Origin of the sequence: Psychroserpens sp., assembly GCF_047633235.1 — a bacterium.
Lineage (GTDB): Bacteria > Bacteroidota > Bacteroidia > Flavobacteriales > Flavobacteriaceae > Psychroserpens.
In genome coordinates this window covers 1-18,170 of sequence record NZ_JBLIET010000048.1, presented here as the reverse complement: position 1 = coordinate 18,170, position 18,170 = coordinate 1, and the positions used below count along the sequence as shown (strand labels likewise).

The following is an 18,170-nucleotide window of genomic DNA, read 5'->3' as shown; positions in this document are numbered from 1 at the left end:
CCTTTGCGCAACTTTAAAATGCGTTCATGATACAATCAATGACAGGTTATGGTAAGTCTGTACTGCAGCTTCCGACGAAAAAAATATCTATAGAAGTCAAATCTCTAAACAGTAAAAATTTAGATCTTAATACACGCATGCCTTCCATGTATCGTGAAAAAGAACTGGCAATTAGAAAACTTATTGCATCTAAATTGGTAAGAGGTAAAATAGATTTTTCACTTTACATAGAAATTACTGGTGAAGAAATCTCAACACAAATCAATAAGACTGTAGTTAAGCAATACATTAAACAATTAAAAGACGTTATTAATACAGGAGAAGAGACAGAATACCTTAAAATGGCCATTCGCTTGCCAGACGCCTTAACCACTGAACGTGAAGAGATTGATGAAAATGAATGGAGCGAAATTGCAGCGATAATTGATAGTAGTTTAGAAAAAATCCAACAATATAGATTAGATGAAGGTCAAATGATGGAGGACGATTTTATAGGTCGTGTCAACATTATCTCTAATCTTTTAGATGCTGTCATTGCTATGGATCCAGATCGTATTGATGGTGTTCGTGAGCGCTTAACTAAGGGTGTTGCTGACATAAAAGAAAAAGTTGACGAAAATCGTTTTGAACAAGAACTAGTTTACTACATAGAAAAATTTGACATCACAGAAGAGAAAGTAAGATTAAAAAACCATTTAGAATATTTTCAAAAGGCTTTAAAATCTGATGATTCTAACGGAAAAAAACTAGGGTTTATTTCTCAAGAAATGGGACGAGAAATCAATACTATTGGTTCAAAGTCAAATCATGCACCCATGCAAAAATTAGTAGTGCAAATGAAAGATGAGCTAGAGAAAATTAAGGAGCAATTATTGAATGTGCTGTAATTTCAGAACCTATTAAAGCAAACATGTGTCAGAAATAAAAAACAAAAACAGAGGTAAATTAATAGTCTTTTCAGCACCTTCAGGTTCTGGAAAAACAACTATTGTAAGACATTTACTAAAACAAAAAGAACTTAATCTTGAGTTTTCAATTTCTGCAACTTCGAGAGAAAAACGGGGAAATGAAGTTCATGGAAAAGATTATTATTTTTTAGATATTAAGGATTTTAAAAACAGAATCAAAAATGATGAATTTTTAGAATGGGAAGAAGTCTATCGTGATAATTTTTACGGCACTTTAAAAACTGAAATTGAGCGTATTTGGGGTAAAGGAAAAAATGTCATTTTTGATATCGATGTTTCTGGAGGTTTACGCATAAAAAAGAAATTTCCAAATGAAACTATCGCTATTTTTGTTAAACCACCAGATCTTAACGAGCTTATTATAAGACTTAAGGAACGAGGTGAAGAAAGCGAGGATAAAATTAATATGCGAGTTGCAAAAGCACCCGCAGAACTAGCTACTGCGCCTTTATTTGATAACATTGTGCTTAACAAAGATTTAGATAAAGCACTCGATGATGCTTACACCTTAGTTTCTAATTTTATTGCCGAATAAATTATGAAGATTGGTTTGTATTTTGGGACTTTTAATCCAATTCATATTGGGCATTTAACGATTGCAAATCATCTTGCTGAGTATAGTGCTTTAGATAAAATTTGGTTTGTTGTCACTCCGCATAGTCCGTTTAAAAAGAAAAGTTCGTTGTTGGATAACCGTCAGCGATTTGAAATGGTCTATCGCGCAACAGAAGACTATGAAAAATTAGAGCCTAGCGATATTGAGTTTGATTTACCTCAGCCAAATTATACTATAAACACGTTAACATATCTTCAGGAAAAACACCCTAACCATGAGTTTTCATTGATTATGGGTGAGGATAACTTGAAAAATTTCCATAAGTGGAAAAACCATGAACTTATCTTAGAGCATTATAATATTTATGTCTATCCAAGAATTTCTGAAGGAAAAATAGAAACACAATTTGAAAATCATAATAAGATTCATAAAGTAAATGCACCTATTATGGAATTATCATCAACATTTATTCGCAAATCTATCAAAGAACGTAAAAACGTAAGACCAATGCTCCCAGAACATGTTTGGGAATACCTAGATGAAATGAATTTTTACAAATAGTATATACTATTTTTTGTTTTTAAACGTTCTACTTACTAACTGTATTAAATCATAAACTAATTCAAAAAAAACTCCATTCATTTAAAAAAAACATCTATTTTTATTATCTAATTTTATAAAGACACATGAATATTATACTTATCATAGGCTTTTTTCTTGTTTCCCTTTTAATATTCAAGGTTATAGACTGTGTGAAACGTAATAATCTTAATAAATTAGAAAAAATAAAATTTACTATTTCATCACTATTAATAGTTGCCTATGTCTCTACTGGGTACTTTCTAAATTATCCAGATTCTTTATATTGGTTTATCTTTTTAGTTGTAATAATCCTATCATTTAGTTTATCATCAAAACTAGTTAGAGAAGAATTCAAACGATATTTAACCTTAAGTAATAACAATAAAGTAATAAACGTATTCTATTATTCACTCGTATTAGCGAGCATATCAGTCATTTTTTAAAAATGATAAAAAGCATTTTCTAAATGCTCTAAACTCATTCCTTTTTTATTTAATACAATAGCGATAATATCAAAGCGCACCTCAATATCCATTTCATTGTCGTTAACAAAAAAGTCTACTGCCTTAATTATACGTTGCATTTGTTTTGGTTTTAAGAACTCTTGCGGATCGCCAAAATTCGCACTAGTCCTCGTTTTTACTTCAACAATTGCTAATACATTTTCCTTTTTTGCAATGATATCAACTTCTGCCTTTTGATAGGTATAATTTCTGATAATAATTTCATAACCGTTTTTTAGCAAGAAATCTGTAGCTAATTCTTCTCCCTTTTTTCCTAATTCGTTGTGTTGTGCCATAATTAAGGGTTCAGTTGATTGTCTTGAACTAGCAGTCGTAACATTACGGATTTCTATAAAAGACAGATTAGTGCAATATGTACTCCTCCTAAATATAGGCAATTACTTTCTATTGATTTAAAACTGAAAAATCATACTATTAAAAACTAAAAGAAGATGTTTAAAAAAGTGTTAAGGGCATTCAAAACATATACTAATTTTTAATTAAACTGTAACTTTAAAAATTATCAAAAGTCTGTTATAAATGGTTAGTCAAATTAAATGTCCAAATTGTGGGATTTATAATACGAACGTAGATTATTGCACCAATTGCAATACCCTTTTATCCTCTAAATTGAGACGTGAGTTACAATTTGCAGAGCAAGAAAAAGTGCGTAAAGAAAAAAGGAATCTTGAAGAAGAAAATACAGTGTCTTGGATTGAAAGATTTAGTAAACATCGTTTTTTAATCGTTCGCGTTTTAGCTAAAACTGTTCGATCTATTTGGTTGGCCTTTGTCGCAGTGGGTGTATTTATCGCTTGGCTTGTTTCAGCAATTGCAGCATGAAAATTCTTAAAAACTCAATAGTCTTAGCTTTATGCCTCGTCGCACTTTTAGTGTATTTAGCAAGTTGGCTACCTATTAAGTTACCCTCTTGCGTGGTGTTTTATCTCAACGACTTATTGTGCATGCCCATCGTACTCAGTGTTTGCCTCGCAATGGTAAGGCTCTATAAAAAAGCAAATAATCTATACGCTCCTATAGCAATTGTTTATGGATTAACCTTTTTTTATACGGTATATTTCGAGTGGGTATTGCCTCAAATAAACGAAAGATATACTGGAGATTTAATTGATATATGCCTCTATTTTGCAGGCGCTACTATTTTTCTTGTCTTTCAAAAACGCTTATTTTAAAAACAGCACAGTACTTTTATCTTTCTGGACTTCTAATTTTATAGTCTTCCCTAGAACCATAGCACGATTATCTTTCTCGTGTCCAGCAGGCATACCAAATGCAATTGGAAAATCATAATCTGACAAAGCATCCAAAATAAGTTGCTCTACAGAGGTTCCCCAAGGTGTTGTGTTTTTTCGCATTCTGCTCATATCACCAACTAAAACACCTGCACAATTATCGAAATAACCCGCACGTTTTAAACTTTGGAGCATGCGGTCTATATGGTATTTATATTCCCCTATGTCTTCTATAAATAAGATTTTACCATTCGTAGCAAGACTCTCGTTTGATCCTAACATCGTATGAAGTATTGTTAAGTTCCCTCCAACCAAAGGCCCTGTTGCTTCTCCTGCTCTATTGTAATTTGAACCTGTTAAAATATAATCAACCGGTTTCCCGAAAATCGTAGATTTAAAGCTTGCTATAGTTTCTTTTATTTCTGAAATATCTTCTGGCAAACTCACGCACATTAGCGCATGTATCGATTGAAAACCTTCATTGTGAAATTGATTATGTAATGCTGTAATATCACTATATCCAATGAGCCATTTTGGATTCTCCTTAAACTTAGTATAATCCAATTTATTTAAAATTCTAACAGTTCCATAGCCGCCTCTTGCGCACCAAATCGCACTAATTTTAGGGTCATCTAATACGTTTTGAAAATCCTCACATCGCTCTTCATCTGTACCTGCAAAATGATTGTCTTTACTAAATACGTTTTTACCAACCACAGCATGTAAACCCCAACTTTTTAAAAGTGCAACCGCTTGATTAACTTCATCAGTTCTGTTTTTCAAAATTCCTGAAGGCGCTACAATAGCAACGGTATCTCCAGCTTTAAGGTATGGTGGTTGTATCAAAGCAGCTTTTTTTTGTTGGACAGGTTTCACTTGAGCAGTTACATTTCCGAAGAAAAAAGATACGCAAATCAAGACTAATAAATAACCAATTTTAGACATACTGTAAATGTACAAAATTTATAAATCCCCGTTTCAATATCCCTTACAAAATGCGTACTTTTGTAGCCTGTTAAAACGAATATAAGATGTCTAAACGCTATACGATTACTGCTGCTTTACCATACACAAACGGTCCAATTCACATTGGGCATTTAGCTGGTGTTTATGTGCCTGCAGATATTTATGCGCGCTATAAAAGATTGACAGGTAATGATGTGGCTTTCATCTGCGGAAGTGATGAACATGGCGTACCTATTACAATTAAAGCTAAAAAGGAAGGGGTTACACCTCAAGATATCGTCGATAAATACCATGCGAATATTAAAAAATCGTTTGAAGACTTCGGCATAACGTTTGACAACTACTCACGTACCTCTGCAAAAATTCATCATGATACTGCTCAAGAGTTTTTCAAAACACTTAACGATAAAGGTGAATTTATAGAGGACGTTACAGAACAATTGTATGATGCAGAGGCGAATCAGTTTTTGGCAGATCGTTTTGTAACAGGAACCTGCCCAAAATGCGGTAACGAAGAAGCTTATGGTGATCAATGTGAAAGTTGTGGATCGAGTTTAAATGCAACCGATTTAATCAATCCAAAATCTGCAATTACGGGTAATGTTCCTTCTTTAAAAGAAACAAAACACTGGTTTTTACCACTAGATAAACATGAAAAATTTTTAAAAGAATGGATTTTAAAAGATCATAAAAAAGACTGGAAGCCTAATGTCTACGGACAAGTAAAATCATGGATTGATGATGGTTTGCGTCCAAGAGCAGTAACTCGCGATTTGGATTGGGGAATTCCTGTTCCAGCTTCTGGAGGAGAAGGCAAAGTGCTTTACGTTTGGTTTGATGCGCCTATTGGTTATATTTCTTCAACCAAAGAATGGGCAGCAAGAGAAGGTAAAGATTGGGAACCTTATTGGAAAGACAAAGACACCAAGCTCGTCCACTTTATTGGTAAAGATAATATCGTATTTCACTGTATTATTTTCCCAGCAATGTTAAAAGCAGAAGGATCTTATATATTACCAGACAATGTACCAGCCAACGAATTTTTAAACTTAGAAGGTAAAAAATTATCGACCTCAAAAAATTGGGCCGTTTGGTTACCAGATTATTTACAAGATTTTCCAAACATGCAAGATGTCTTGCGTTATGCCCTAACCGCAAATGCTCCAGAGAGTAAGGATAACGATTTTACTTGGAAAGATTTTCAAGCACGAAATAATAATGAATTGGTCGCTATCTTCGGAAATTTCATAAATCGAGTCGTCGTCTTGACCAACAAATATTACGAAGGTGTTGTACCTGAAGCTTCAGAGTTCTCAGAAATTGATAACGAGACTCTAGCTGCTATAAAAGCATATCCAGCAGTGATTGAAAGCTCTATTGAACGTTACCGTTTTAGAGAAGCAAGTCAGGAGTTGATGAGTTTAGCGCGCTTAGGAAATAAATATTTAGCAGACGAAGAACCCTGGAAATTGATCAAAACCGATGAAGTTCGCACAAAAACAATCCTATTTGTAGCGCTTCAAATTTCAAGTGCTTTAGCTACCTTATGTGAACCATTTTTACCGTTTACATCCACTAAACTAAAAGATATTCTCTCTGTCAGTTCGAGCGGAGTCCAGAACCAATGGCCTGATATTTCAACTAAAGATGTGCTCTTACCATCAGGACATCAAATTGGAAAAGGCGAGTTATTATTTAGTAAAATAGAAGATAAAACGATAGAAGAACAATTGGAAAAATTAGAAGCTAGTAAAAGAGCAAACGAAGCTGCCAACAAAACAATAGAACCTCAAAAAGACATTATAACCTTTGAGGATTTCACGAAGCTCGATATGAGAGTTGGAACCATTCTCGAAGCAGAAAAAATGCCTAAAACTAAAAAACTACTCATCTTAAAAGTCGATACAGGTATTGATATAAGAACGATTGTGTCTGGTATTGCAGAAAGTTTTACACCAGAAGAAGTGGTTGGAAAACAAGTAACTGTTCTCGTCAACTTAGCTCCTAGAGCATTGCGTGGTGTAGAAAGTGAAGGCATGATTTTAATGACCGAAACTGCGGAAGGGAAACTTGTTTTTGTAAATCCTGGTACTACAGTTAAAAGTGGTTTACAAATTAGTTAATTTCTTATTAAAAACTATCCAAGATTACTTCTTATACTTTTTTTAACAAACTGTTTAACAATGATCTAAGCAATAATTTGTTTTGATTTATTAAAACATAAAGTCTTAGTACTACCCCTATACAAGCGTCTAACGACACTTTAAATTCGTATATAATAGTACCATTATTAACTAAATACAACACCATATGAAACGAATACTTCTATTGCTAATCTCTATTAGTGTAATGTCGTGTGGTGGTTCAAAAACCGTAAGAGCATCCAAAAAATTCATTAAAGGCAATTGGTCTCTAAATACAATTACCTAAAGTCAACAGGGAACATACAACGTCACTTTACTCGATGACGCGTCTAAATCTTGTTTTGAGGCCAGCACTTGGCGATTTATACCAAATAACAACACTGGTATTTACACCATAAATAGTTCTAATTGCACTAATGGTGATCGTAACTTTGTATTCACAATTCAAGAAGTAGATGACACTACTGGACTTTATGACGTCTTACTAAAAACAACAAATGCAAAGAATAAATCAGAAACCAATCAAGGATTCCGACTAAATCTTTCAATACTTTCAGAAACAGAAATGCAATGGAAGCAAACGCTTACGGTAGAAGGAAAACCTTTTACGATTACAATGAACTTTACTAAATCATAAAACTAAACCTATGAAAACAATTATAAATAAAAGCAGCAGTATACTCTTTACGATATTAATTGTCTTTAGTTTGACCAATTGTAAAGCAGTTAAAAATGCTAACAACAAACAGAAAGGTGCTGTCATTGGAACAACTGGTGGCGCTATTTTAGGCGCCATAATTGGCAACAATGTTGGCAAAGGAGGCAACGGAGAATTGGGAGCCATTATTGGCGGAGTCATTGGTGTAGGCGCTGGTGTGCTAATTGGAAACAAAATGGATAAACAAGCTCAAAAAATTGAAGAAGAAACACCAGATGCAGTAGTAGAACGCGCAGATGACGGTATTGTGGTGACCTTTGATGAGAATAGTGGTGTTTATTTTAATACCAATAAATACAATATTAACTCTGCGTCACAGGAAACAATAAATAAATTAGCAGCCATATTTAGAGAATACCCAAACACCAATATACTTAGAGTTGGACATACAGATAGTACTGGAGCAGAAGATTATAATAGGACACTTTCTAAAAACAGAGCTTATGCTGTTACTAACTATTTAACAGGAAAAGGGTTAAATTCCGAACGTTTTAATACGAATTGGTTTGGAGAATCCCAGCCAATGCATGATAATTCAACAGCCACAGGTCGTGCAAAAAACAGACGTGTTAATATTGCTATTTTACCCAATGAAAAAATGATTGAAGATGCTAAAAAACAAGCTGAAAATTAATTTTAATAGATGAAAAATTTGTTTAAAACTCGTTTTCAATGTTACTTTGAAAACGAGTTTTATTTTCTGTTAGTTTTAAGTACAGAAACTGAGAAACATATTGGTTATTAAATGAATGATTCTAACAATTTAAAAACACATTGGGATACTGCCTATAATAAGGCCGATAAACAATTAGGCTGGTTTGAAGAAGACCCAACTCAAACCCTTAATCTTATTGCTAAAACTAATTTAGCCAAAGATGCTACACTACTAAATGTAGGTGTTGGAACCACAACAGTAATTGATATCCTTTTAGACCAAGGTTACACTAATCTTATAGCAAATGATATAAGTACGTTGGCTTTGCAAAAGCTAAAAGAACGCGTTAAAAAATCACATAATTATAACTTAAATTGTATTCCAGACGATTTAATTAACCCCTCAGAATTACAGCATCTTAAAAATGTGAATTTATGGATTGATAGAGCCGTACTTCATTTCTTTTTAAAAGAAGACCAGCAGAAAGCATATTTCAATCTCATTAAAAAAATTGTTGCAAAAAATGGTTTTGTTCTTATTGCTGTTTTTGCACTTGATGGTGCAGAAAAATGCTGTGGATTAGATTTAAAACGCTATAATGTTGAGATGTTACAACAACAATTAGGTGCTGCTTTTAAACTCATAGATAACTTTAATTACACCTTTATAAATCCCTTTGGAGGTGAACGCCCTTATATTTATACACTATTTCAAAAACAATAATGCACGTATTAAAATTCATAATCTCTCAGACAGGATTACTAGAATCTTCAGTAAAAAATACAGTTAATCTACTAAATCAAGACTGTACAATTCCTTTTATTTCGAGATACAGAAAAGAAGCCACGGGAAATTTAGACGAAGTTCAAGTTGGAGATATTGTAAAATACAAGGCACAGTTTGAGGCTTTAGAAAAACGCAAAATCACCATTTTAAAAGCGTTAGAGGATCAAGAGCTCTTAACTTCAGAATTAAAAATAAAAGTAAACGCTTGTCAAGATAGTACAGCACTTGAAGATTTATACCTTCCCTATAAAAAAAGCAGAAAAACAAAGGCAGAAACTGCTCGCCAAAACGGATTGGAACCTCTCGCGAAGCTTATTATGTCACAAAATAATAGTGACCTAGAATCTACTGCGCAACGTTATGTAAAAGGTGCGATTTCTTCTTCGGAAGACGCTTTAGAAGGCGCAAGACGTATTATTGCTGAGTGGATTAACGAACGATCAGATATAAGATCAAATCTTAGGTCCCAGCTAGAACGTCACGCCATGATTTCGACCAAAGTGATAAAATCAAAAAAAGAGGATGAAAATGCTCAAAAGTTTAGAGATTATTTTCAATGGGAAGAAGCACTAAGCCGGATTCCTTCACACCGATTGCTTGCCATTTTAAGAGCAGAAAAAGAAGGGTTCATTCGCATAAAGATTCAAATTGATAATGAACGCGCTTTAGACTATATAGATCGCAAACTTATTAAAAGTCAAAATGAATGTGGAGACCAAATTGAACTCGCTATTTCTGATGCTTATAAACGTTTACTGTTTCCTTCATTAAGTAATGAAGCACTTCAAAAAGCAAAAGACAAAGCAGATGACGCTGCAATTTCAATTTTCGCTAAAAATTTAAAGCAATTATTACTTGGTTCTCCTCTAGGTGAAAAACGTGTTTTAGCCATAGATCCAGGCTTTCGATCAGGATGTAAATTGGTGTGTTTAGATGAAAAAGGCGATTTAAAACACAACGAAACCATATATCCGCATGCGCCAAAAAATGATCAGATTGGTGCTATGAAGAAAATAAGTTTTTTAACTGAAGCACATAAAATAGAGGCCATCGCCATTGGAAACGGAACCGCATCAAGAGAAACAGAAGCTTTAGTTAGAAAAATAAGATTTAATACTGACGTCCAAGTGTTTGTGGTTAGTGAAGCTGGAGCAAGTATTTATTCAGCATCAAAAATTGCACGTGATGAATTTCCTAATTATGATGTGACCGTTCGAGGTTCGGTGTCGATTGGGCGACGTTTACAAGACCCTTTAGCAGAACTGGTAAAAATTGATGCTAAATCCATTGGTGTTGGCCAATACCAACATGATGTAGATCAAAGCAAACTCAATAAAGAATTAGATGTTGTTGTAGAAAATTGCGTAAATTCGGTTGGCGTAAATATTAATACTGCCAGTCATAGTTTATTAAGTTACGTCTCTGGAATTGGACCAAAATTGGCAGAAAACATAGTTAGTTATAGAAGTGAAAATGGTTCGTTCGCTTCAAGAAAAGATATTAAAAAAGCACCTAGACTAGGCGGTAAAGCTTTTGAGCAAAGTGCTGGGTTTTTAAGAATTAAAGGCGGTAAAAACCCGTTAGATGATTCTGCTGTACATCCTGAAAGCTACCCTATTATTCAACAAATGGCGCAAGACGCAAGTGTATCAATTTCCGAATTAATAGGAAATAAAGCCATTCTTCAAAAGATACATTTACAAAACTATGTTTCAAGTACTATTGGATTGTTAACCTTAAAAGATATTATTAAAGAGCTAGAAAAACCGGGTTTAGATATTAGAGCGCAAGCAAAAGTATTTGCTTTTAATCAAAATATAAAAACAATAAACAATTTAAGTGAAGGCCAGTTATTACCTGGAATTGTAAATAATATTACTGCATTTGGATGTTTTGTAGATGTAGGGATTAAAGAAAGCGGATTGATTCATGTCTCTAATTTATCAGACAGTTTTGTAAAAGATGTTAACGAGCATGTGCATTTACACCAACAAATCATTGTAAAGGTTTTAGATATTGATATTGCTAGAAAACGAATTCAATTAAAATTACATAAGACGTAGATGCTCAAAATAGCCAATCATTCTATCTACCAACATCCGCTTCCAGAAGGCCATCGTTTTCCTATGTTGAAATACGAGTTACTTCCAGAACAATTACTATATGAAGGCACCTGTACAAAAGACAATTTCTTTGAACCAGGAATTCCAGACGACAAACATATACTGAGAGTACATACTGCCGATTATTTTCAAGATTTAAAGCAACTCACTTTAGATAAACGAGCTGCTCGAAAAATCGGATTTCCATTAAGTGAGATTCTAGTACAACGTGAAGTTATTATTGCGGATGGTACGATAAAAGCTAGCGAATTTGCTTTACAGTATGGTATTGCTATGAATATTGCAGGAGGCACGCACCATGCCTTCACTAATCGTGGAGAAGCATTCTGTTTATTAAATGATCAAGCCATTGGCGCAAGATATCTTCAGCAAAACAAATTAGCTGATAAAATCTTAATTGTAGATTTAGATGTACATCAAGGTAATGGTACAGCCGAGATTTTTAAAAATGACGCTTCTGTATTTACATTTTCTATGCATGGTAAAGGAAATTATCCCTTTAAAAAAGAAATTAGTGATTTAGACATTGCTCTAGAAAATGATACTAATGATGAGACCTATCTCAATTTACTCTATGAGACACTGCCAAAGTTAATCAAACAAGAACAACCCGATTTTATCTATTACCTATGTGGCGTTGATGTTATTGCAACGGACAAACTAGGAAAATTAGGTTTGACTATTGATGGTAGCAAACGACGAGATCAATTTGTTTTAGAGACCTGTAAACATCATAAAACACCTGTAATGTGCAGTATGGGTGGAGGTTATTCTCCAGACATCAAAACAATTATAGATGCACATGCCAACACATTTAGGTTGGCTCAAAATATATTCTTCTAAATTAATTTTCGTGCTATTTAATTTTAACTATAAATTAGTATTCTGTTTGTAAGAAAATAGATCGGTTTAGGTTAAATTTGACTCATTATCAACCATCTAATCATGAAAAACGCACTATATAATAAGCCTAACTATGTTTTATTAGTATTATTTAGTCTCATTTTTTTCCTCGGAAATTCACAACAACCAAATGATGCCTATCTGTTTGATGCCTATAAAAACTACTCGAATCTAAAAGGGGAGATAGCTTATGACCATTTAAACACATCTACTTTAACTAAAGAAGAAAGTTTAAGGTTCTCAATTTACTTTTTAGAGCAGTACATTAAGAAATCTTCTGTACTTACAAAAAATATGTATTGTACGATACAAAATAGATCTGGTACGATTGTAAAAAAGAAAATGATTTTAGACAATAATGGTATTATAGATTGGTTTCCAATTTGAAAGAGCTGTGATTATAGTGTAATTAAGCTCCATGTGTTGAATACAAAAAACAAATAAAATTATGTATTGAAAGTATAGCAAATAATGGCCAATACATTTCCGAAGAAAAAATTATAACGGTTAACCAAAAAAACAATGATTAAAAACTCTTGCCCCAACTATTCTCAAGTAAAATATACAGTTCTTTTATTATGTGTGTTTTCTTTTTTTAACGCCGAAAGCCAAAACCAAGACCAGTTATCTACTTCTTACAGCAATTATGTGAAATTACCACGAGAAATTGCTTACGCTCATTTAAACAAATCGCTTTACTTAAAGGATGAAACCATTGGTTTTAATGTATATGTTTTTGACAAAAGCATTAAAAACCACTCTGATGTCACAACAAACGTCTACTGTTCTATTACCGATAGTAAAGGGAGAGTCTTAAATAAAGCTCTTATTCTTGCTGAGAATGGCGTGGCAAATGGGAGCTTTCTAGTAGACAGCACCTACGCTTCTGGAAGCTATACCTTTAAAGCATACACCAACTGGATGAAAAATTTTGACGAGCAAAATTTTTATTTACAAAACATTAAAGTTATAAATACGGACGACGACAATGATGTATCTACAACAATGAATGCTCCCGTTTTAGACACTCAGTTTTTACCAGAAGGCGGTCACTTAATTTCAAGTATTAAAAATGTAGTAGGTGTCGTTATTAAGGATGACAATGGCTACGGACTAAGGGAAGCTGAGGGTACGATAAAAGACTCCAATGGAGAACTCATCACTACTTTTAAAACCAATCAATTTGGGATAGGAAAATTTATATTTACACCCGAAGATGGAAAAAATTACACTGCAGAAATAACCTATGATGAGTTGACTTCTCAAGTAAAGATTGAACCAGCAGAACGTACAGGACTAAATTTAAGCCTTAATAATCTAGGTAGTAAGATTGCATTAACTTTTAGATCAAATGCAAATACATTACAAAACATTAAGGACAAGAATTTTAAAATTATCATTCATAATGGAAGCTTAATAAAATCATTAGATCTTAGTTTTACAGACACACAAGAAATCACAAAATTGATTAATCTTAGTGATTTATACTCAGGTATTAATATTATTACACTCTTTGATGAAGATAATAATCCAATTTTGGAACGCTTGTTCTTTAATTATGATGGGATTTCAATCTTAAATTCTGAAAAAGCTAGCACGACTAAATCTTTTGATTCTATTACGATCTCTGTTCCATTTAAAAGCATCGATGCCTCACAATTTCATAATTTAAGTGTTTCTGTTCTTCCATCGGGCACCTCATCTTATGATACTAATCACAACATAGTATCATATACTTATTTACAACCTTATGTAAAGAGCTATATTGAGAACGCGCGCTATTACTTTACCGCAATTGACAGAAAGAAAAAATTTGAGCTTGACAACCTTCTATTGACTCAAGGTTGGAGCAGTTATGAATGGAATTCTATTTTTAATTATGAACCCAATATAAAGTTTGATTTTGAAAAAGGAATTACGGTCAAGGCAAATGTTAATAACTCCAAGAGCAATCAATTTATAGTGTACCCAATGATTAATAGTTCTACGCAAACTATTGAAGTACCCAATAAAGAAAAATCATTTACAATCAAAGGTTTACTGCCAATAGATGATGAAAAAATTGTTTTTGGAGCTATCGGAAAAAGGCAAAGTGTTGGAAAACCAAATTTATATGTTCAATTTACACCATCATCAATACCTACAATAGATAATTTTATAACACTACTGCCACTTCGAGTGAAATCTATTTATAATTCTAAAATCCAAGAGTCTGTTTTTAAAAATTCTATTTCTGAGGCTCAAGAATTAGATGTAGTAGTCATTAACGCTCAAAAAGAAAAGACTAAAATTGACAAAATAGAGCGACAACAAATGAGTGGAAATATAGATGTTTTTGATGAAAATGCTAGAGATAGATATATAGATTTCGCGTCCTATATAAGCAACAAAGGGTTTAATGTATTACAAAATGGAATTTCTCTAAACATTACGACACAAAGACGTAATACTTTAAATGGAAGCACAACTCCACTTATTTATCTAGATAAATTATTACTCTCTGATTTTACTATTTTACTAAGTCTAAATATGAGAAACGTGGACTATGTTGTTATAGATAAATCTGGCTTGGGCGAAGGAATGCGCGGTGCTGCCGGTGTAATAAAAATATTTACAGATCCTGAATTACAATTTGGAAATGATATCTCAAAAGACATTTCACAAGAAGCTATGATTCCATTAACGTTTACCTCGCCTAAAACCTTTTACGCGCCACTATATTCTAGTTATCGTAGTGATTTCTTTAACCAATATGGCGTTATTGCTTGGATTCCAAATGGCCAACTTGACAAAAACGGTAATCTCACCTTTAAAATTGCGGATAAAAATATAGAGCAACTAAAATTATTTATTGAAGGCACAGCCAACAAAGGCGGTTTTATTTCCGAAGAAAAAACTATAACATTCAACTAATAGTCTCATTTTCATTAGTTTAACCAAATGGCGCATTTTTTGAAGTTTTAATCTTAAAAAGAGATTCATTTTAAAAATATCTTGTCCATGAAAAAAAAATACACGACCTCAAAAACAATCCCCTATAATTTATTTATTTATGTCTTTTGCCTGCTTTGCTTCAATATTAGTGCAGGCCAAGATACAACAGTTGTAGAATCTTCATTTAATGAGTACGTCAATCTCCCAAGGGAGGTTGCCTTCGCTCATCTCAACAAATCACTGTATCTAAAAGGGGAAACTATAGGATTTAGTGTGTATGTGTTGGATAAAAACACAAAAAAACCATCAACAAAAACGACTAATGTTTATACTCTTGTAACCGATGAGAATAATAAGATTATTAAAAAACAACTCATTTGGGCTAAAGACGGTAATGCTTATGGAAGCTTTAGTATAGACAGCACATTTACTAATGGCAACTATACTTTTAAAGCCTATACCAATTGGATGAAAAATTTTGATGAACAGAATCTGTATAGCCAAAGTATAAAAATTGTTGATCCAGAGATAACAATTGGTACTGCAAAAATAACAATAAGTTCTAAACTAGATGCGCAATTTTTACCAGAAGGAGGTCATTTAATAGCTGATGCTGAAAACAGCGTTGGTGTCGTTATTAAAGATACTTTGGGTTATGGTACACCAAATATTACGGGTAGAGTTTTGAATGACAACAATATGATTGTGTCTAATTTTAAAACTAATCATCTAGGTATTGGCAAATTCCTTTTGCTCCATGATAGTAAAGCATCTTACCGAGTTGAAATTGATTTTAGAAATAGAATTCAAATATTCGATTTAGTTGCTGCAGATGAAAAAGGTATCAATATAGCCTTAAATCAAGTCGCTTCAAGAGTCGCCTTGACTTTTAATACCAACGATAAAACATTGTCAACTATTAAGAACAAACCATACACATTGTTTATTCATAATGGTAGTCAGTCTAAAACTATTAAAGTTAAATTTGAAAACAAAACTACATTAACTAAAGCTATTGACCGTAAAGACTTGTTTGTTGGAATTAATATATTCACATTATTTAATGAGAACAACACTCCTGTTTTAGAACGTATTTTCTTTAACTACGACGGAATTGAAGCTTTAAAAACTGCTGAGGCTTTTACTAAAAAAAATGAAGATTCACTATCCATTCAAGTTCCTGTGAGTGGTATAAAAATAGCTGAAATAGCTCATCTCAGTATCTCTGTTTTACCATATGACACAAAGTCTTACAATGCAGATCACAACATCTTATCATATACACTTTTACAGCCTTACATCAAAGGTTATATCGAGAATGCTAAATACTACTTCTCAGATATCAATATGAAGAAACAATATGAACTTGACAACCTCTTATTAACCCAAGGATGGAGCAGTTATGAATGGAATTCTGTATTTAACAACCCTCCAAAACGAATATTTGAATTTGAAACTGGTATTGCATTTACAGCGAATACTAATAAGGCTAATGAGAATGGTAGATATATTTTACATACGTCAAAAAACCACACAGCCCAAGCGTACATAGTCAGTAAAAACGAAAGTACATTTAGCCACAAAGGATTCATTGTTGAAGACGATGAGCAAATAGAATTCACTGAAGTAGTGGGTAAAACTAAAATGCAAAAACCAAACTTATATCTACAATTTACACCTTCTAGAGTTCCTAGGATTGATAATTTCATAACTGTTTTAACTCTCAAAGAAGGCTCAATTTTCGAAGCGAATGGTTCTGATGTACTTTTTGATACAGAATGGGATAATATCGAAAAATTAGATGAAGTGGTCATCAAAGCAAATATAGAAAAACAACGTATTGATAAATTGACCAAGTATCACTCAGGTGGTAGGATTGATTTATTTGACGACGACCAAAGGGCTAATGAAATTGATTTAGCTACGTATCTTAGCGGAAAAGGGTTTCAAGTTTTTCAGGATTTACTGTCTAGCTCATTTTCTATTAGAAGAGGAAGAAATAGTCCTGCCATATTTTTAAATAGGCGCAGAGTTAGGGACCTAAGTGAGCTAGTCTTGTTTAATATGAGTGATATCGATTATATAGCTATTGATAGAACTACAAAAGGATATGACGCTAGCGTCATTGGAGAAGGTGGCAGTATTCATATTAAAACAGATTTAAATCTTCGATTTAAAAACGATAAACGCAAAGAGTTCAATCAAAAAATCAGTCTTCCGCTAACCTTTACATCTCCTAAAACGTATTACGTGCCAAAATACGTATACTACAATAGTGATTTCTTTAGAGAGTATGGTGTGATTGATTGGATTCCAAATATGGTTTTAAGTGAATCTAATGCCATTAATCTAAAAATCCTAAACACCAAAACGAAGCAAATAAAATTGTTCATTGAAGGCATGACTAATGAAGGTCGTTTTATTTCTGAAGAAAAAGTGATTACAGTTAATTAAAGTCTTAGAAGTAAATTATTATAATTTTAAAAAATTGTCAAATGAAAAAAGAAGATACTGCCTCAAAAACAACCACCTCCCAATTATTTATTTATGTCTTTTATCTTTTTTGCTTCAATAGTAGCCTTGGTCAAGGTAAAACAGATATAGAATCTTCTTTTAATGACTATGTCAATCTCCCAAGAGAAGTTGCCTTTGCACATCTTAACAAATCACTCTACCTTTTAGATGAAACTATTGGATTTAGTGTGTATGTGTTTGATAAAAACACTAAAAAACCATCGACGAAAACGACTAATATTTACGCAGTTATTACTGATGAAAATAATAACACCATTAAGGAACAACTTATTTGGGCTAAACAAGGCAAGGCTTATAGCACGTTTACCATTGATAGTACATTCACAAATGGAAACTTCACCTTCAAAGCGTATACCAATTGGATGAAGAATTTTGATGAAAAAAATCTCTATACTCAAAGCATAAAAATTGTTGATCCAAATCAAATTGATGACGAGAACCTAACAACTATAAGCTCTAAACTAGATGCACAGTTTTTACCAGAAGGTGGTCACCTAGTTGCGGATACGGAGAATACCGTTGGTGTCGTTATTAAAGACACACT

14 protein-coding genes and 2 pseudogenes are annotated in these 18,170 nt (G+C 33.0%); 14 read left to right on the top strand and 2 right to left on the bottom strand.

The window, feature by feature from the left end:
* Nucleotides 1-26 precede the first annotated feature (26 nt).
* Genes ACJAZK_RS12780 through nadD form a run of 3 tightly spaced genes read left to right on the top strand, consistent with a single transcriptional unit; the run spans nt 27 to nt 2,085 of the window.
* Nucleotides 27-887: a YicC/YloC family endoribonuclease gene (locus ACJAZK_RS12780; protein ID WP_415224341.1), complete on the top strand. Its 861-nt coding sequence runs from the start codon at nt 27-29 to the stop codon at nt 885-887.
* A gap of 25 nt (nt 888-912) precedes the next feature.
* Nucleotides 913-1,503 carry a guanylate kinase gene (gene gmk / locus ACJAZK_RS12775; RefSeq protein WP_415224340.1) on the top strand — a complete coding sequence of 197 codons (591 nt, stop codon included), beginning with the start codon at nt 913-915 and terminating at the stop codon, nt 1,501-1,503.
* A 3-nt stretch (nt 1,504-1,506) separates the two neighbouring features.
* A complete protein-coding gene (nadD, locus tag ACJAZK_RS12770; RefSeq protein ID WP_415224339.1) occupies nt 1,507-2,085 on the top strand; it encodes a nicotinate (nicotinamide) nucleotide adenylyltransferase in 579 nt (192 codons plus the stop codon).
* Between the two features lie 460 nt (nt 2,086-2,545).
* Here nadD and ACJAZK_RS12765 read toward each other — a convergent pair whose 3' ends face one another.
* Complete coding sequence (locus ACJAZK_RS12765; RefSeq protein WP_415224338.1) at nt 2,546-2,905, bottom strand: YraN family protein; 360 nt, start codon at nt 2,903-2,905, stop codon at nt 2,546-2,548.
* 244 nt (nt 2,906-3,149) lie between these two features.
* On the opposite strand from ACJAZK_RS12765, the gene ACJAZK_RS12760 reads away from it, so the two are divergent.
* Nucleotides 3,150-3,452, top strand: a complete 303-nt coding sequence (locus ACJAZK_RS12760; protein WP_415224337.1) for a hypothetical protein — start codon at nt 3,150-3,152, stop codon at nt 3,450-3,452.
* A gap of 341 nt (nt 3,453-3,793) precedes the next feature.
* Here ACJAZK_RS12760 and ACJAZK_RS12755 read toward each other — a convergent pair whose 3' ends face one another.
* Complete coding sequence (locus ACJAZK_RS12755) at nt 3,794-4,807, bottom strand: S66 peptidase family protein (protein ID WP_415224336.1); 1,014 nt, start codon at nt 4,805-4,807, stop codon at nt 3,794-3,796.
* Between the two features lie 86 nt (nt 4,808-4,893).
* Between ACJAZK_RS12755 and metG the strand changes: the two genes are divergently transcribed.
* From metG to ACJAZK_RS12705, 10 genes and pseudogenes are all read left to right on the top strand, one after another.
* Nucleotides 4,894-6,951: a methionine--tRNA ligase gene (gene metG, locus ACJAZK_RS12750; RefSeq protein ID WP_415224335.1), complete on the top strand. Its 2,058-nt coding sequence runs from the start codon at nt 4,894-4,896 to the stop codon at nt 6,949-6,951.
* Nucleotides 6,952-7,138: 187 nt separating this feature from the next.
* Nucleotides 7,139-7,609 (top strand): annotated as a pseudogene (locus tag ACJAZK_RS12745) (lipocalin).
* Between the two features lie 10 nt (nt 7,610-7,619).
* Nucleotides 7,620-8,324 carry an OmpA family protein gene (locus tag ACJAZK_RS12740; RefSeq protein WP_415224334.1) on the top strand — a complete coding sequence of 235 codons (705 nt, stop codon included), beginning with the start codon at nt 7,620-7,622 and terminating at the stop codon, nt 8,322-8,324.
* Nucleotides 8,325-8,435: 111 nt separating this feature from the next.
* On the top strand, nt 8,436-9,068 hold the full coding sequence (locus tag ACJAZK_RS12735) for a class I SAM-dependent methyltransferase (RefSeq protein WP_415224333.1): 633 nt from the start codon (nt 8,436-8,438) through the stop codon (nt 9,066-9,068).
* Entirely contained in the window at nt 9,068-11,194 is a 2,127-nt protein-coding gene (locus tag ACJAZK_RS12730; RefSeq protein WP_415224332.1) for a Tex family protein, read from the top strand. The genes ACJAZK_RS12735 and ACJAZK_RS12730 overlap by 1 nt, the downstream gene beginning before the upstream one ends.
* Nucleotides 11,195-12,097 carry a histone deacetylase gene (locus ACJAZK_RS12725; protein ID WP_415224331.1) on the top strand — a complete coding sequence of 301 codons (903 nt, stop codon included), beginning with the start codon at nt 11,195-11,197 and terminating at the stop codon, nt 12,095-12,097.
* Between the two features lie 102 nt (nt 12,098-12,199).
* A complete protein-coding gene (locus tag ACJAZK_RS12720) occupies nt 12,200-12,544 on the top strand; it encodes a hypothetical protein (RefSeq protein ID WP_415224330.1) in 345 nt (114 codons plus the stop codon).
* Between the two features lie 135 nt (nt 12,545-12,679).
* Nucleotides 12,680-15,070 carry a hypothetical protein gene (locus tag ACJAZK_RS12715; RefSeq protein ID WP_415224329.1) on the top strand — a complete coding sequence of 797 codons (2,391 nt, stop codon included), beginning with the start codon at nt 12,680-12,682 and terminating at the stop codon, nt 15,068-15,070.
* An 87-nt stretch (nt 15,071-15,157) separates the two neighbouring features.
* Nucleotides 15,158-17,545 carry a hypothetical protein gene (locus tag ACJAZK_RS12710; RefSeq protein ID WP_415224328.1) on the top strand — a complete coding sequence of 796 codons (2,388 nt, stop codon included), beginning with the start codon at nt 15,158-15,160 and terminating at the stop codon, nt 17,543-17,545.
* Nucleotides 17,546-17,586: 41 nt separating this feature from the next.
* Nucleotides 17,587-18,170, top strand: a pseudogene (locus ACJAZK_RS12705) (hypothetical protein); the annotation flags it as partial.

Excerpts from the sequence above, each read along its gene's own strand:
- ACJAZK_RS12760 (WP_415224337.1), top strand. The coding sequence starts at position 3,150 with ATGGTTAGTCAAATTAAATGTCCAAATTGTGGGATTTATAATACGAAC.
- ACJAZK_RS12710 (WP_415224328.1), top strand. The coding sequence starts at position 15,158 with ATGAAAAAAAAATACACGACCTCAAAAACAATCCCCTATAATTTATTT.
- nadD (WP_415224339.1), top strand. The coding sequence starts at position 1,507 with ATGAAGATTGGTTTGTATTTTGGGACTTTTAATCCAATTCATATTGGG.
- ACJAZK_RS12735 (WP_415224333.1), top strand. The coding sequence starts at position 8,436 with ATGAATGATTCTAACAATTTAAAAACACATTGGGATACTGCCTATAAT.
- ACJAZK_RS12765 (WP_415224338.1), bottom strand. The coding sequence starts at position 2,905 with ATGGCACAACACAACGAATTAGGAAAAAAGGGAGAAGAATTAGCTACA.
- ACJAZK_RS12755 (WP_415224336.1), bottom strand. The coding sequence starts at position 4,807 with ATGTCTAAAATTGGTTATTTATTAGTCTTGATTTGCGTATCTTTTTTC.
- ACJAZK_RS12725 (WP_415224331.1), top strand. The coding sequence starts at position 11,195 with ATGCTCAAAATAGCCAATCATTCTATCTACCAACATCCGCTTCCAGAA.
- ACJAZK_RS12715 (WP_415224329.1), top strand. The coding sequence starts at position 12,680 with ATGATTAAAAACTCTTGCCCCAACTATTCTCAAGTAAAATATACAGTT.
- ACJAZK_RS12740 (WP_415224334.1), top strand. The coding sequence starts at position 7,620 with ATGAAAACAATTATAAATAAAAGCAGCAGTATACTCTTTACGATATTA.
- ACJAZK_RS12730 (WP_415224332.1), top strand. The coding sequence starts at position 9,068 with ATGCACGTATTAAAATTCATAATCTCTCAGACAGGATTACTAGAATCT.
- metG (WP_415224335.1), top strand. The coding sequence starts at position 4,894 with ATGTCTAAACGCTATACGATTACTGCTGCTTTACCATACACAAACGGT.
- ACJAZK_RS12780 (WP_415224341.1), top strand. The coding sequence starts at position 27 with ATGATACAATCAATGACAGGTTATGGTAAGTCTGTACTGCAGCTTCCG.
- ACJAZK_RS12720 (WP_415224330.1), top strand. The coding sequence starts at position 12,200 with ATGAAAAACGCACTATATAATAAGCCTAACTATGTTTTATTAGTATTA.